Raw genomic sequence first — 13,106 nt, 5'->3', positions numbered from 1 at the left:
ATTGGCCTTGCTCCCGGATTGGCCTCGTGTGCCACTTTTGCACCGCCGTCACGATGCTGCGCCCGCAGGCACCGGCCCGGTAGGCTTTCCGTGTGATCTTCAAGCGCATCGGAAGCGGGCGGCCGTACCCCGACCACGGCAGGGAAACCACCCGGCAGTGGGCGGATGTCGCCCCGCGCCCGGTCCGGCTCGACCAGCTCGTGACGACCAAGGGACAGCTGGACCTCGAAACACTGCTCGCCGAGGACTCCACTTTCTACGGGGACCTCTTCGCGCACGTCGTGAAGTGGCAGGGCGACCTGTACCTGGAGGACGGGCTGCACCGCGCCGTGCGCGCCGCCCTCCAGCAGCGGCAGGTGCTGCACGCCCGCGTCCTCGAAATGGACTGACCGAGCTCGCCGCGCGAGGCCCGGGCACCGACGCGCGAGGCCCAGGGCACGGGCCCGCGGCTCCGGGCGGCGGGCACTGCCGTCCTGTCCGTCGGTGACACCCGTGCTGACCGGCCGATTGCGCCTTTCGGGTCGGCCTTTGCCGATCAATAGATCATTTAGTAGGCATCGTTCCGGTACGGCATTACGCTGCGCCCATGAGCATGCTCACTCCCCCCGGCATGGGCGGAAAGTACCGCGTCACCGGAGCTGCCTTCCCCCGCATGAGCCGCCCGCGGCGACGCCGCCGGATCATCCTCGCCCTGCTCGGCTCCGCCCTCGCGCTGGCCCTGCTCGGCTACGGGGCACTGCAGCTCATGGACGTCTTCCGGGGCGACACCAAGCACAAGACGGCCGCGGCCAAGGACTGCCCGACCGGTGCCCCCAAGGCGGGCCCGGCGGCGGCGCCGTCCAAACCCGCGGTGGTGCTGCCCCAGCCCGGCCAGATCACGGTCAACGTCTACAACGCGACCCCGCGCGCCGGTCTCGCCAAGGCAGTCGGGGACGAGCTGAAGAAGCGCGGCTTCGTGGTCGGCCAGGTCGGCAACGCCCCCGCCGACTTCGACAAGAAGATCCCCGGCACCGGGATACTGCTCGGTTCGCCCAAGACCGACAAGGCCGCGTACTCCGTGCTCGGCACCCAACTGGCCGGCATGACGCAGCACACCGACACCCGCGAGGGCGCGGACATCGACCTGATCCTCGGTGACGGCTTCAAGGAGCTGAGCACGAAGGAGGACGCGGACAAGGCGCTGGCCCTACTGGCCAACCCCGAGCCCGCGCCCGCCGCCAAGAAGTGCTGATCCGCGCCCGGGGCCCGGCTCGGCCGAGCCGATATCCGACCGCGCCGTGGCTATTCGACCGAGCCTGTATCCGACCGCACCGTTGCTATTCGGCCGAGCCGTACATGCGGTCACCCGCGTCGCCCAGGCCCGGCACGATGTAGCCGTGCTCGTTGAGCCGCTCGTCCACCGCCGCCGTGACCACCGTCACCGGTGTGCCCGCCAGCTCGCGCTCCATGACCTCGACGCCCTCCGGCGCGGCCAGCAGCACCACGGCGGTCACGTCGTCGGCGCCGCGCTTGATGAGCTCCCGGATCGCGGCGACCAGCGTGCCGCCGGTGGCCAGCATCGGGTCGACCACGTACACCTGGCGGCCGGAGAGGTCCTCCGGCATGCGCGTCGCGTACGTGGAGGCCTCCAGGGTCTCCTCGTTGCGGACCATGCCGAGGAAGCCCACCTCGGCGGTCGGCAGCAGCCGCACCATGCCGTCCAGCATGCCGAGACCGGCGCGCAGGATCGGGACGACCAGCGGGCGCGGGTACGAGAGCTTCACACCGGTGGTCGCGGCGACCGGGGTCTGGATGTCGGCCTGCTCGGTGCGCACGTCGCGGGTGGCCTCGTAGGCCAGGAGGGTCACCAGCTCGTCGGCGAGGCGGCGGAAGGTGGGGGAGTCGGTGCGCTTGTCGCGCAGGGTGGTCAGTTTGTGCGCCACCAAGGGGTGATCGACGACCTGCAAACGCACAACTTCCTCCAAGACCTCAACTGCCGCCAGCTGCCGGGTTTCGACCTGCGACCTGCGAAAACGGCCGCGGTGTGCGACCCACACCCAAAAGGCTACGCGCTGGGCGACACCTTCCGTGTCCTCGGTGGCCGAAGGACGCCCCCGGACGCCCCCCGGCGTCGGGATTGCGGGCCGCACCCGGCCCCAGCACCCTGGACTGATGAGCAACGGACTGGTGATCGCCGCGGTCGACGGCTCCGAGCACAGCCTGGAGGCCCTGGAGTGGGCACGTCTGGCGGCGCTGCGACACCACGCCGGGCTGCTCGTGGCGCATGTGCTCTCCGACAGCGCGCAGTTGTACGCGGGCCGGCGCTCCTCCCTGCACGACGCGTCCCAGCCGCCGGAGTACGCCGATCCGGTGGGTGACCGCGTACGGGCCCTCCTGGCGGCGGCGCCCGAACAGCCGGTCGAGGTGCGGTACGAGGCCCTGGAGGGGTCGGTTCCGGAGGCCCTGCGGGTGATCGGTGCCGAGGTGCGGCCGCTGGTGCTGGTGATGGGCTCCAGAGGGCGCGGGGGCTTCGCCGCGCTGCTGCTCGGGTCGAACAGTCGCGCCGTGGCCACCACCGCGCCGTGCCCGGTGGTGGTGGTGCCGCCGGCGGCGCGGGCCTCCGGAGGGGCCGGCGGGCCGGTGGTCCTCGGGCTGCACACCGCCGAGACGCACGACGACGTGCCGGCCTTCGCGTTCGCCGAGGCCGCCGCGCGGGGGACGGCCGTCCAGGTGGTCTCGGCCTACCCGGTACCGCCGTCGGTGCCGACGGCCGCCGCACCTCCGACCCCCGCCTTCGCAGTGATCACGCCCGAGGCGTTGGCCGGGAACGGCGGTGACACCGCTCCGGCCGAGCGGGACACGCTGCGGGCCCAACAGGAACGCCTCGCCCCGTTCCGCGACCGGTATCCCGGGGTGCCGGTGGAGCAGGCGGCCGTGCCGGGCGGGGCGGCCGAGCCCCTGGTCGAGGCCTCGCGCTCGGCGGCGCTGGTGGTGGTGGGCCGCCACCACCCGAGGCGGCGCCTGGGGCCCGTGATGATGGGCTCCGTCGCGAACGCGGTGCTCCAACACGCGCACGGCCCGGTGGCGGTCGTCCCGGCAATCCACGACGAACCTGCCTGAGCTGGGACGACTTGGGTGGCATCAACTCGGAAGTCCCGGGGAAGGTGGGTAGCACAACCGGAGTAGACCAGCCGGGGCGGTGGGCGATGGGGCCAGAGAAAGAGCCGGGCGATCCGGGGGAGCCGGAGAGCATGGCGCAGCGGCGGGCGCGACGCGCGCAGTTCCTCCGCGACCTGAACGAGGCGCGTGAACTGCGCGACCGCGTGCAGCCCAGACGCGCCCGCGCGGCCCGTATGCGCCAACAGATGCGGATGCGCACCTTCCGCTGGTAGGCCGTTTTTAAACCGCCAGGCCCACCGCCAGGCGCCGCCCGCGTGCGAGGTGCGGGACGGGACCGGGACGGTGCAGCGCGACACACCGCCGCGCGAACCCACCGCGCGGGCCCGACACACCACCGCGCGAACCCGCCGCGCGAACCGGCCTTACGTACAGGCCGCCCAACGCCCCTACGCTGCTCGGCGGCCCCGCGGCCCCGCGGCCCCGCGGCCCCCGACCATCGCGGCCCGGACCCCGGGCCCGGGCCCCCGACCCCGGGGGACACGCCCACCGCTCAGGCGGGTCCGGGCCGCCCAACGCCGCCCCCGCACAACCCGCGGAGCGCACGGCACGGGACGACGCAAGCGCGGAAGACCTCTCGCAAAGCCGCTGTTTCTGCCACGATGCCGATGGGGCGGGGTACGAACGGCTCGCACACGGCCGCTGCGACCCCAACCTCAGGCCGGGGGGACCTCCAACCGGCACGCCTACGACCAGTGGGAGAGTCACGGTGTACTTCGCCGCACTGCTCGCGCGCACCGAAGACGGGTGGGAAGCGAGCGACATGGAACTCGACGCCGTCGAGTCCTTGAGTGATCTGATCGATCTCGCCCGGTCCGCCGCTGTCGACGACGACACGGTGGTCGCCCTCATCGAGCAGGAGGACGCCTGGTTCGGCGTCATCCGCGTGGACGGCGAGGAGGACCCTCGGTACTTCGTATCGAACGCCTCCGCGGCCGACCGCAGCTCCTACGGCTCGATGCTGACCAAAGAGCTGCTGGGCAACGAGGAGGAGGACGACGAACTCGACGAACTCGACCTGGACGGCACCGAGGACGGCGAGGCGGACGCCATCGCCGCCTTCACCACCGAGGCCGACGACGCGGACGAAGGGGTCCGCGGCGGCGCCGAGCCGGTACCGGCCGGTCCGCTCGGCGACCCTCGACTGCTCGACGACCTCGGTGTGAGCCACAAGCAACTGATGACCCTCGACGGAGACGCCCTCTCGGAGATCGCCGAGTCGCTCGGTGCGACCGAGGTCCTGGAGGCCGTCCGCTAGTGATCTACGAGCACCACACGCACCACCCCGGTCCCGACCCCGTACGGGACCCCTGGCGGGACTCCATGCGCCTGGCCCTCCAGGAGGCCGCTCTGGCGGTGTCGGCCGGCGACGTGCCGGTCGGCGCCGTCCTGCTCGGCCCGGACCGGGAGGTCCTCGCCACCGGGCACAACGAGCGAGAGGCGACCGGTGACCCCACGGCCCACGCCGAGGTGCTCGCGCTGCGCCGGGCGGCCGCCGAGCTCGGCGAGTGGCGGCTGAACGGGTGCACCCTGGTGGTGACCTTGGAGCCGTGCGTGATGTGCGCGGGCGCCCTGGTGCAGTCGCGTGTGGCCCGGGTCGTCTACGGCGCGGACGACGAGAAGGCGGGCGCGGCGGGGTCGCTGTGGGACCTCGTACGGGACCGCAGGCTCAACCACCGGCCGGAGGTGATCCGCGGCGTCCTCGCGGACGAGTGCGCCCGTCAACTGACGGACTTCTTCCGCGACCTCTGACGCCCCCACCGGACCACCACCGGAGCCACCACCGGAGCCACCACCGGCGCGACCGCTGGTGGACCTCGACACGGCCTCCGACCGTCCCGGGCACGGCTCGCGGACCGGTCTCGGATACGGATTTCAGAGCACGGCGCTCTTTGGGCTAAGCTCTCTCTCGGTAGCGTGTCCGAGCGGCCGAAGGAGCACGCCTCGAAAGCGTGTGATGGTGCAAGCTATCCGTGGGTTCAAATCCCACCGCTACCGCTCTGAGCGAGAGCCCCGCCCCGCAAGGGTCGGGGCTCTCGTCGTTCCCGCCCGGCGGCGCGGCGCCCGGGCGGGAAGCGCTCGTACGGCGCTGTCCCGGAGCTCGTACGGCCGCTCTCCGGGGCCGCGGCGTGACCGGTCGCCCGCTCGGCCGTTGTCACGACATGACCAAGACCCAGCGCATGCTCGCCGCCTTCGCCCTCGCGGGGGCCGCCGCGGGCCTCGCCGCACCCGCCGCCTCCGCCGCGCCGATCGCCCCCCTCACCCTGCCGGACCTGCCGCAGGCCGCCCCGGGCATGCCGAAGGGTGCCACGCCCGGCTCCGTGCAGGAGATCGGCGCGAAGCTCAACGACCTCAACCAGCTCAACCGGCTGATGGACCTCCCGAACGACCTCGCGCCGGTGATCGCGCCCGTCCAGCCCCTCACGGACCTGGCCGGGGCCATCGGCTGACGCGGCCCCGCGACCCGGCCCCGCCGCGCCCCGCCCCCCGACCCGTCCGTGACGCGAAGAAGGCCCCGGCCGTAGCCGGGACCTTCACGTAGGGGCGGGGGGAGCGGCGTCGGGGGGACAAGCCGCTCCCCCCGATGAGACGGAACCTGCCAGTCCGCTCCGCGGTCGGGGGAAGCCCGCGGCTCGGACCCCGCAGCGAGGCCCTTTCCCTCACCCGCCGGCTTCCTGCCAGAACCGGTGGGCTCGTCTCCCATCCTGCGTCCTCCCCCGCCACCCCGGGACTGACAAAAGGCCTGTACCGACAGGTCATTGGTCCTTAAAGGGCAGGTGAGTGTCCGAACATGACCGGTTAGACTCACCCGACTCAGCAGGACCGGTTGGGGAGGCCGACACCGCTCGTGGACACCAAGAAGATCGTCATGGGCGCGCTCGTCGTCTTCGCACTCTTCGTGATCATCACTCAACCCGTCAAAGCCGCCGATATGGTCCAAATAGGCTTCCAAGGGATCTCGGACGCCGCCCACGGGATCGGCGAGTTCATGACCGAACTGGTGCGCTGAACCCGTACGCTGAAGCGGATTCCGGACTTACCGGCCCCCCACTCCGACGGGTGGGGGGCTTTTTGTGTTATCCGTGTTCACGACGAATATCCCGATATGCCCAATCCACCCAATCTACCCTCAACACGGCGATATCAGGTGCTTGCACACAGTGCACATCTTTTGTGATGCTATGACCGCTTTTGACGGATAGTTGACTGAAGGGGTGGCGTGACCGTGCCGGCCAGTACTGCGCCTCAGGTTCCACCCCAGCAGGACCCCCAGAACCCTCCGAGCCCCCCCGGCCCTCCAAGCCCCCAGAGCGCACAGGAACCTCCGGAGCCGACCGAGCCGCCGCAGCACGACCCCCAGGTCCCCCCGCAGCAGGAGTCCCCGCCCGACGTGCCGGAGGAGCCCCCGGCCGCCCCCAGGCCGCAGAGCCGCGGCGCCGACACCCGGGCCCTGACGCAGGTGCTGTTCGGTCAGCTCAAGAACCTCCAGCCGGGGAGCCGCGAGCACGCCCGGGTCCGCGGGGCCCTCATCGAGGCCAACCTTCCCCTCGTCCGTTACGCGGCCGCCCGCTTCCGCAGCCGCAACGAACCGATGGAGGACGTCGTCCAGGTCGGAACGATCGGGCTCATCAACGCGATCGACCGCTTCGACCCCGACCGCGGGGTGCAGTTCCCGACCTTCGCCATGCCCACCGTGGTGGGTGAGATCAAACGATACTTCCGGGACAACGTGCGCACCGTGCACGTCCCGCGCCGCCTCCACGAGCTGTGGGTCCAGGTCAACGCGGCCACCGAGGACCTCACCACGCTGCACGGACGCACCCCCACCACCCCCGAGATCGCCGAGCGCCTGCGCATCACCGAGGACGAGGTGCTGTCCTGCATCGAAGCCGGACGGAGCTACCACGCAACCTCGCTCGAAGCCGCCCAGGAAGGCGACGGAATGCCCGGCCTGCTGGACCGCCTCGGCTACGAGGACCCCGAACTGGCCGGCGTCGAGCACCGCGACCTCGTCCGCCACCTCCTCGTACAGCTGCCCGAGCGCGAACAACGCATCCTGCTGCTGCGGTACTACAACAACCTGACGCAGTCGCAGATCAGCGCTGAGCTGGGGGTTTCCCAGATGCATGTGTCCCGGCTGCTCGCCCGGAGCTTCGCGCGCCTGCGATCCGCAAACAGGATCGAGGCGTAACCGGAACGGGTGGAGATCACCCGACGCGTTTCCCGACAGACCGGGCTCATTCCGGTCTGTCGCTGGAGATACATGTCGACATGGCGCTACAGCGTGTTGCCGACATGTGACATTCTGCTGGAACCGCGTTTGCCGCAGCCCCGCCTCCGGTATTCAGGTGGAGGCTGCGTTCCTCCGACGGGCGCGCAGAGAAGCGCGACCGTCCGCGACCTCAAGGGGGTGGCATGTCCGTAGACCAGGGCAGCTCAAAGGTGCTCACGCTCGTCAAGCGTGAACTGCCGGCAGTGTCCAACCGCTCGGAAGCCATCGACACCCGCACGCTCTCCCGCTCCCTCTTCCAGCGACTTGCCGCCCTGGACGTGGACAGCCCCGAACGCGCGTACGTACGAGACACCCTGATCGAGCTGAACCTCCCCTTGGTGCGGTACGCGGCGGCCCGTTTCCGCAGCCGCAACGAGCCGATGGAAGACATCGTCCAGGTGGGCACCATCGGCCTCATCAAGGCGATCGACCGCTTCGACTGCGAGCGCGGTGTCGAGTTCCCGACCTTCGCGATGCCGACGGTCGTGGGCGAGATCAAACGATTCTTTAGGGACACTTCCTGGTCCGTGCGCGTCCCGCGCCGCCTCCAGGAGCTGCGGCTGGCCCTCACCAAGGCCAGCGACGAACTCGCCCAGAAGCTGGACCGGTCCCCCACGGTGCCCGAACTGGCCGCCGTGCTCGGGGTCTCCGAGGAGGACGTGGTCGACGGCCTGGCCGTCGGCAACGCGTACACCGCCTCCTCGCTCGACTCGCCCTCGCCCGAGGACGAGGGCGGCGAGGGCTCCCTCGCCGATCGCCTCGGGTACGAGGACAGCGCGCTCGAAGGTGTGGAGTACCGCGAGTCGCTCAAGCCGTTGCTGGCCAAACTCCCGCCCCGGGAACGGCAGATCATCATGTTGCGGTTCTTCGCGAACATGACGCAGTCGCAGATCGGCGAAGAGGTCGGCATCTCCCAGATGCACGTCTCCCGGCTGTTGACGCGCACGCTCGCACAACTGCGGATCGGCCTCATCGGCGAGTGACCGCCGAACGACCGCTGCCTCCGGCTTCCCATGTGACGGATCGTCAGTAACACTGGCGCGATGCGAACGGGAACCCGCCGGGCGACAGCACTCACCCTCTGCGGCGCGGTCGCCGTCGTGGCCTTGGGCGGCTGCGGCGGCCCGTCCCACGGCGGCTACGTCGCCGTGGGGGCGGCCCCACCCGGCCCGGGTCGGAACGTGCCCCCACGGGGCGAGGTGGAGTTCCAGCAGCTCGGCGCCCCGGCGGCGGGCGGCGCAGACGCGTCGGCCACCAGTGGTACGTCGCCCGGTGCGGGGGACGCGCGGACCTCGGCCGACTCCACCCGGGGCGGACCCTCGTCCACCTCAGCCGGCGGCTCCGCACCCACCGGCACCTCGCCGGAAGCCGACCCCACCACCACCGCCCCCCACAACCCCGGGAACCCGGCTTCGGGAGCCGGATCGGGGACGGGGCCGGCGTCAGGGACCGGGGCGGGGGCGCCGGGATCGCCGCCCGTGCCCACGCCGCCCGCGCCGGGCGGACCGGGCACTCCGACCCCGGCGCCCGCCGGCCCGGCCCGGCTGACGGTCGGCGCCCCGCTCCGGTCTGCCGCCCCCGACCGTTGGTGCGAACGCGTCACGGTCACCTTCACCAACACCGGTGGTACGGCCGCGCGCTCGGGCACGGTCAGCTTCGCGACGCACATCATCGGCGCGCTCGGAATCGACTGGGCCACGATCACGACGACCCGGCCACTGCCCGTACCGATCGCGGGCGGCACCTCGAAGACACAGACCTATACGGTCTGCGTCGAGTCCTGGCGGGTCCCACTCGGCATGCGGGTGGAGACCCGGAACGTCACCGCCATCTGGGGCTGACTCCGCTCCGCGACGAAATGACGGGACTAACCCAGCGCCAGCCAGGCGACCGCCGCGATCACGAGGAGTCCGACGAGGCCCAGGCCGATCCACATGCCGGTCTTGGGGGCCGCCTTCGCGGGCCGGCGCCGACGGGCTCCCGGCACGGTGGCTCGCACCGGCTCGGCCTCCTCGACGAACGCCCGGAACATCTGGGTGCTGCCCGCGGGGTCGTAGTTGCCCTCGGGACCTGCCGAGTGAGGACCTGATGAGTTGTGGTTCGCAGCCATGGCTCCGCACCCTAGCGGGTTTGTCCCTGCCCTTACCGCCCCACCCCGCGATGTCCGGGGTGGGGGTGGCCGGTCGAGCTCGGCATGTTCGTGGCGATCCTGTCCTCGACGGGGAATCGGCGGGAGTGGGTTCGGGGGATCAGGCCCCGCCGGTCGGGGACGCGGACAGGTCGTAGAAGGTGGCTCCGCCGACCGTGGTGGCCTTGAAGGTGGCCTTCACCCAACTTTCGATGGCGCTGCTCGTGCCACCGCCCGGACCGAAGGCGGCACGCCGGGAGCCGGTGGTCTCCCCGCCGGTTCCGCCTTGGCTTCGTCGCTGCGGGCCGCCCTGGGCCTGGTTCTCGCTCTGGCCGATGAACCAGTGGATGCGGCCGGCCTTCACGTAGGCCTTGAACCGCTCCAGGGTCGGCGAGGGATCGCTGCCGTTGAAGCCGCCGATCGCCATCACGGGAGCGCCGGAGGCGAGTTGGTAGCTCGCGGCGTTCTGCGAGCCGATGGCCGCCGCCGCCCACGTGTAGCGCGTGGCATCGGCCCGCAGCACGGCAGTGGCCTCGGCGCTCGCCTTGGTGCCGTTGAGCAGACCGCCGGGGCCGCCGCCGGCGGTACCCCGCGGACCGGTCGCACCGGCCGGGCGGGTTCCCACGGGGGCCTTGCCGCCCGGAGCACCGGGGGGTCGTGCCCCGGGGGGCACCTGTGGCCCGCCGGCCCGGGCGCCCGGGGGCACGGCACCGCCGGGGAAGTAGAACGCGCGCATGCCGCGGCCACCCGGCCCTCCGCCGCCCGCCACCGCCGGGCCCGCCGTCACGATGGACCCCGTGTGCGGGGTGTTCACCGTGGTCAGGCAGTAGGCGAAGGGCCCTGCCAGCGCCGCGCCGAGCCCGACGCCCGCCGCCGCCAAGAGCGCCCTGCGGCCCAGTCGGGCGGCGAAGATCAGCGCGACGGCCGCGCCGAGCCCCGCGACGAGCACCGTCCAGCGCAGCCACGGCAGATATCCGCCTGCGCGGCCGAGCAGTACGAAGGCCCAGTACACGGTGAGCGCGAGGGTTCCGGCGAGGGTCAGCGAGGCGGCCCTGCTGCCCCGCTCCTCCCACAAGACGGCGACGCCCATGCCGACGAGCGCGGCCACGAACGGGGCGAGGGCCACGGTGTAGTACTCGTGGAAGATCCCCTGCATGTAGCTGAAGACCAGGCCGGTGATCAGGAGTGAGCCGCCCCAGGCGAGGAAGGCCGCGCGGGCCATGCTCTCCAGCGAGTCCGTGGCTCGACGGGCCCGCCAGGTGATCACCAGCCCGGCCACGAGCATGAGCAGGGCCGCCGGGAGCAGCCAGGAGATCTGGCCGCCGATTCCGGTCGAGAAGAGCCGGTCGATTCCGGTCTCGCCCCAGCCTCCGCCGGCGCCCCCGCCGGGGCGCCCGCCGCCGACGCTGCCGGTCTCGTTGCCGTTGATCCGGCCCAGCCCGTTGTAACCGAAGGTCAATTCCAGGAAGGAGTTGTTCTGCGAACCTCCGATGTAGGGGCGGGACGCGGCGGGCCACAGCTCCACCACGGCCACCCACCAGCCGCCCGCGACCGCCATCGTGATTCCGGCGAGCAGCAGCTGACCCAACCGCGCGCGCACCCGCGTCGGAGCGCACACCGCGTACAGGACGGCCAGTGGCGGCAGGATCACAAGGGCCTGGAGCGTCTTCGTCAGGAAGGCGAGCCCGACCGCGGCGCCGGCCGCGACGATCCAGCCGGTGCGCGCGCCGTCGAGCGCCCGCAGGACGCAGTACACGGTGACGGTCATCAGCAGGGCGAGCAGCGCGTCGGGGTTGTTGAAGCGGAACATCAAGGCCGCCACGGGCGTCAGTGCGAAGACCGTGCCGCTCAGCAGGGCCGCCACGGGGCCGAACTGACGTCGTACGGCGGCGTAGAGCACCGCGGTGGTACCGACGCCCATCAAGGCCTGGGGGACGAGGATCTGCCATCCGCCCAGTCCGAAGAGCCGCACCGACAGGGCCATCGGCCACAGGGCGGCCGGGGGCTTGTCGACGGTGATGGAGTTGCCCGCGTCGGAGGAGCCGAAGAAGAAGGCCTTCCAGCTCTCGGCTCCCGCCTGGACGGCGGCCGAGTAGAAGGAGTTCGCGTACCCCGAGGCACCCAGGTCCCACAGCAACAGGACCGCGGTGAGGAATAGGAGCAGGGCATAGGCGGGGCGTTCCCAACGGGGCCGACCGGTCGGCGCGGCGGTGCTGGTGGCGACCGGTGGGGCGGGCGGGAACAGGGGCACTGCTGCCGTCGTCATCGGATGTCGTCCTTCGTGGGGTTGCCGCGCCGCTCGGGGAAGACCCAGGCGCGAAAGAGCAGGAAGCGCAGCACGGTGGCGGCGAGGTTGGCGGTGATCAGTACGGCGAGTTCGGTGCTGTGGGCGGCGTTGGTGGCAGCCGCGTCGAGTGCTGCGAGCGAACCACTGGTCAGGGCGAGCCCGATGGCGAAGACCAACAGCCCCTGTGCCTGGTGGTGTAGGGCGCGGGCGCGTCCCCGTACCCCGAAGGTGAGTCGGCGGTTTGCGGAGGTGTTGGCGACGGCCGAGAGCAGCAGGGCCGCCGCGTTGGCGACCTGGGGGCCGGCCGAGATCCGGAAGACCGAGTACAGCGCCAGGTAGAGCAGCGTGCTGAGCAGGCCTACCGCGCAGAAGCCGAGGAGCTGGCGGGCCAACCCGCGTGGTACCCCGGGCAGTGCCGTCCGGTCCCGTGGGTCGTCACCGAAGGGGCGGGCCAACCGGTCGAGCGGCAGGGCGCCCACCGCGAGCGCCCGGCCCACCCGCCAGACGCCCTTGAGGTCCTCGGCGGCGGTGCGGACGATGTGGACCGTGGAGTCGGGGTCGTCCACCCAGTCCACCGGGATCTCGTGGATGCGCAGCCCGGCCCGCTCGGCCAGCACCAGCAGCTCGGTGTCGAAGAACCAGCCGGAGTCCTCCACCAGTGGCAGCAGCCGTTCGGCGACTTCGCGCCGGATGGCCTTGAACCCGCATTGGGCGTCACTGAAGCGGGCGGCGAGGGAGGAGCGCAGCAAGAGGTTGTAGGCCCGGGAGACGAACTCGCGCTTCGCTCCGCGTACCACGCGTGAGGAGCGGGCGAGCCGGGTGCCGATGGCGAGGTCCGAGTGACCGGAGATCAGTGGGGCGACCAGGGGCAGCAGCGCGTTGAGGTCGGTGGAGAGGTCCACGTCCATATAGGCGAGGACGGGAGCATCCGACCGCGACCAGACGGTGCGCAGGGCGCGCCCGCGCCCCTTCTCTTCCAGTCGGGTACTGCGGACCCCGTCCACCGTGGCGGCGAGGGCGGTCGCGACGTCGGGGGTCCGGTCCGTGCTGGCGTTGTCGGCGATGGTGATCCGGAAGGCGTAGGGGAACGTCCTGGTGAGGTGATCGTGGAGCCGGCGCACGCACGGGCCGAGGTCTTTCTCCTCGTTGAACACCGGGATCACCACGTCGAGTACGGGCTCACCGGGCGCGGGTGCCAGGTGCCCGCGGGCAGGGAGGGCTCCGGGGCCGTAAGAGGTGTCGGTTGACATGTTCCGACCCTC

At 71.7% G+C, this 13,106-nt stretch carries 15 protein-coding genes and 1 tRNA gene; 12 read left to right on the top strand and 4 right to left on the bottom strand.

The window, feature by feature from the left end; translation table 11 throughout:
• Window positions 1–92: 92 nt before the first annotated feature.
• Together E6R62_RS01580 and E6R62_RS01575 are read left to right on the top strand one after the other, a co-directional pair.
• Entirely contained in the window at window positions 93–389 is a 297-nt protein-coding gene (locus E6R62_RS01580) for a type II toxin-antitoxin system VapB family antitoxin (protein ID WP_008740979.1), read from the top strand.
• 197 nt (window positions 390–586) lie between these two features.
• Window positions 587–1,231: a LytR C-terminal domain-containing protein gene (locus tag E6R62_RS01575; RefSeq protein WP_136210539.1), complete on the top strand. Its 645-nt coding sequence runs from the start codon at window positions 587–589 to the stop codon at window positions 1,229–1,231.
• Between the two features lie 85 nt (window positions 1,232–1,316).
• On the opposite strand, the gene upp is transcribed toward E6R62_RS01575, so the two are convergent.
• Window positions 1,317–1,952: a uracil phosphoribosyltransferase gene (upp, locus tag E6R62_RS01570; protein WP_136210537.1), complete on the bottom strand. Its 636-nt coding sequence runs from the start codon at window positions 1,950–1,952 to the stop codon at window positions 1,317–1,319.
• Window positions 1,953–2,151: 199 nt separating this feature from the next.
• On the opposite strand from upp, the gene E6R62_RS01565 reads away from it, so the two are divergent.
• From E6R62_RS01565 to E6R62_RS01525, 10 genes are all read left to right on the top strand, one after another.
• Entirely contained in the window at window positions 2,152–3,099 is a 948-nt protein-coding gene (locus E6R62_RS01565; RefSeq protein WP_168713933.1) for a universal stress protein, read from the top strand.
• 86 nt (window positions 3,100–3,185) lie between these two features.
• Window positions 3,186–3,371, top strand: coding sequence for a hypothetical protein (locus E6R62_RS01560; RefSeq protein ID WP_136210535.1), 186 nt, complete (start codon window positions 3,186–3,188; stop codon window positions 3,369–3,371).
• A gap of 494 nt (window positions 3,372–3,865) precedes the next feature.
• Window positions 3,866–4,414: a hypothetical protein gene (locus tag E6R62_RS01555; protein ID WP_136210533.1), complete on the top strand. Its 549-nt coding sequence runs from the start codon at window positions 3,866–3,868 to the stop codon at window positions 4,412–4,414.
• Between the two features lie 65 nt (window positions 4,415–4,479).
• Complete coding sequence (tadA, locus tag E6R62_RS01550; RefSeq protein ID WP_240801431.1) at window positions 4,480–4,908, top strand: tRNA adenosine(34) deaminase TadA; 429 nt, start codon at window positions 4,480–4,482, stop codon at window positions 4,906–4,908.
• 159 nt (window positions 4,909–5,067) lie between these two features.
• Window positions 5,068–5,154 (top strand) — tRNA-Ser (locus E6R62_RS01545).
• A 164-nt stretch (window positions 5,155–5,318) separates the two neighbouring features.
• On the top strand, window positions 5,319–5,606 hold the full coding sequence (locus tag E6R62_RS01540) for a hypothetical protein (protein WP_136210529.1): 288 nt from the start codon (window positions 5,319–5,321) through the stop codon (window positions 5,604–5,606).
• Window positions 5,607–6,004: 398 nt separating this feature from the next.
• Window positions 6,005–6,166, top strand: a complete 162-nt coding sequence (locus E6R62_RS39325; RefSeq protein ID WP_168713923.1) for a hypothetical protein — start codon at window positions 6,005–6,007, stop codon at window positions 6,164–6,166.
• 381 nt (window positions 6,167–6,547) lie between these two features.
• Entirely contained in the window at window positions 6,548–7,348 is an 801-nt protein-coding gene (locus tag E6R62_RS01535; RefSeq protein ID WP_240801423.1) for an RNA polymerase sigma factor SigF, read from the top strand.
• 224 nt (window positions 7,349–7,572) lie between these two features.
• Window positions 7,573–8,412 carry an RNA polymerase sigma factor SigF gene (locus tag E6R62_RS01530; protein WP_136210526.1) on the top strand — a complete coding sequence of 280 codons (840 nt, stop codon included), beginning with the start codon at window positions 7,573–7,575 and terminating at the stop codon, window positions 8,410–8,412.
• Window positions 8,413–8,472: 60 nt separating this feature from the next.
• Window positions 8,473–9,270: a hypothetical protein gene (locus E6R62_RS01525; RefSeq protein ID WP_136210523.1), complete on the top strand. Its 798-nt coding sequence runs from the start codon at window positions 8,473–8,475 to the stop codon at window positions 9,268–9,270.
• Between the two features lie 26 nt (window positions 9,271–9,296).
• Here the strand turns inward: E6R62_RS01525 and E6R62_RS01520 are convergent, their stop codons facing one another.
• From E6R62_RS01520 to E6R62_RS01510, 3 genes are all read right to left on the bottom strand, one after another.
• Window positions 9,297–9,539 carry a hypothetical protein gene (locus E6R62_RS01520; RefSeq protein ID WP_136210521.1) on the bottom strand — a complete coding sequence of 81 codons (243 nt, stop codon included), beginning with the start codon at window positions 9,537–9,539 and terminating at the stop codon, window positions 9,297–9,299.
• Between the two features lie 139 nt (window positions 9,540–9,678).
• Window positions 9,679–11,823: a glycosyltransferase family 39 protein gene (locus E6R62_RS01515; RefSeq protein WP_136210519.1), complete on the bottom strand. Its 2,145-nt coding sequence runs from the start codon at window positions 11,821–11,823 to the stop codon at window positions 9,679–9,681.
• The gene (locus E6R62_RS01510) at window positions 11,820–13,094 is read right to left on the bottom strand and encodes a glycosyltransferase (protein WP_136210517.1); all 1,275 of its coding nucleotides are present in this window, start codon (window positions 13,092–13,094) and stop codon (window positions 11,820–11,822) included. The genes E6R62_RS01515 and E6R62_RS01510 overlap by 4 nt, the downstream gene beginning before the upstream one ends.
• Between the last annotated feature and the right edge of the window lie 12 nt (window positions 13,095–13,106).

The sequence above is a fragment of the Streptomyces sp. A1136 genome (genome assembly GCF_004795055.1).
GTDB lineage: Bacteria > Actinomycetota > Actinomycetes > Streptomycetales > Streptomycetaceae > Streptomyces.
The sequence above is the reverse complement of the archived record's forward strand: the minus strand, read 5'-3'. Positions and strand labels throughout refer to the sequence as shown.

Coding starts and splice junctions, on each gene's coding strand:
- E6R62_RS01575 (WP_136210539.1), top strand. CDS start 587: ATGAGCATGCTCACTCCCCCCGGCATGGGCGGAAAGTACCGCGTCACC.
- E6R62_RS01565 (WP_168713933.1), top strand. CDS start 2,152: ATGAGCAACGGACTGGTGATCGCCGCGGTCGACGGCTCCGAGCACAGC.
- E6R62_RS01560 (WP_136210535.1), top strand. CDS start 3,186: ATGGGGCCAGAGAAAGAGCCGGGCGATCCGGGGGAGCCGGAGAGCATG.
- tadA (WP_240801431.1), top strand. CDS start 4,480: ATGCGCCTGGCCCTCCAGGAGGCCGCTCTGGCGGTGTCGGCCGGCGAC.
- E6R62_RS01540 (WP_136210529.1), top strand. CDS start 5,319: ATGACCAAGACCCAGCGCATGCTCGCCGCCTTCGCCCTCGCGGGGGCC.
- E6R62_RS01530 (WP_136210526.1), top strand. CDS start 7,573: ATGTCCGTAGACCAGGGCAGCTCAAAGGTGCTCACGCTCGTCAAGCGT.
- E6R62_RS01525 (WP_136210523.1), top strand. CDS start 8,473: ATGCGAACGGGAACCCGCCGGGCGACAGCACTCACCCTCTGCGGCGCG.
- E6R62_RS01520 (WP_136210521.1), bottom strand. CDS start 9,539: ATGGCTGCGAACCACAACTCATCAGGTCCTCACTCGGCAGGTCCCGAG.
- E6R62_RS01515 (WP_136210519.1), bottom strand. CDS start 11,823: ATGACGACGGCAGCAGTGCCCCTGTTCCCGCCCGCCCCACCGGTCGCC.
- E6R62_RS01510 (WP_136210517.1), bottom strand. CDS start 13,094: ATGTCAACCGACACCTCTTACGGCCCCGGAGCCCTCCCTGCCCGCGGG.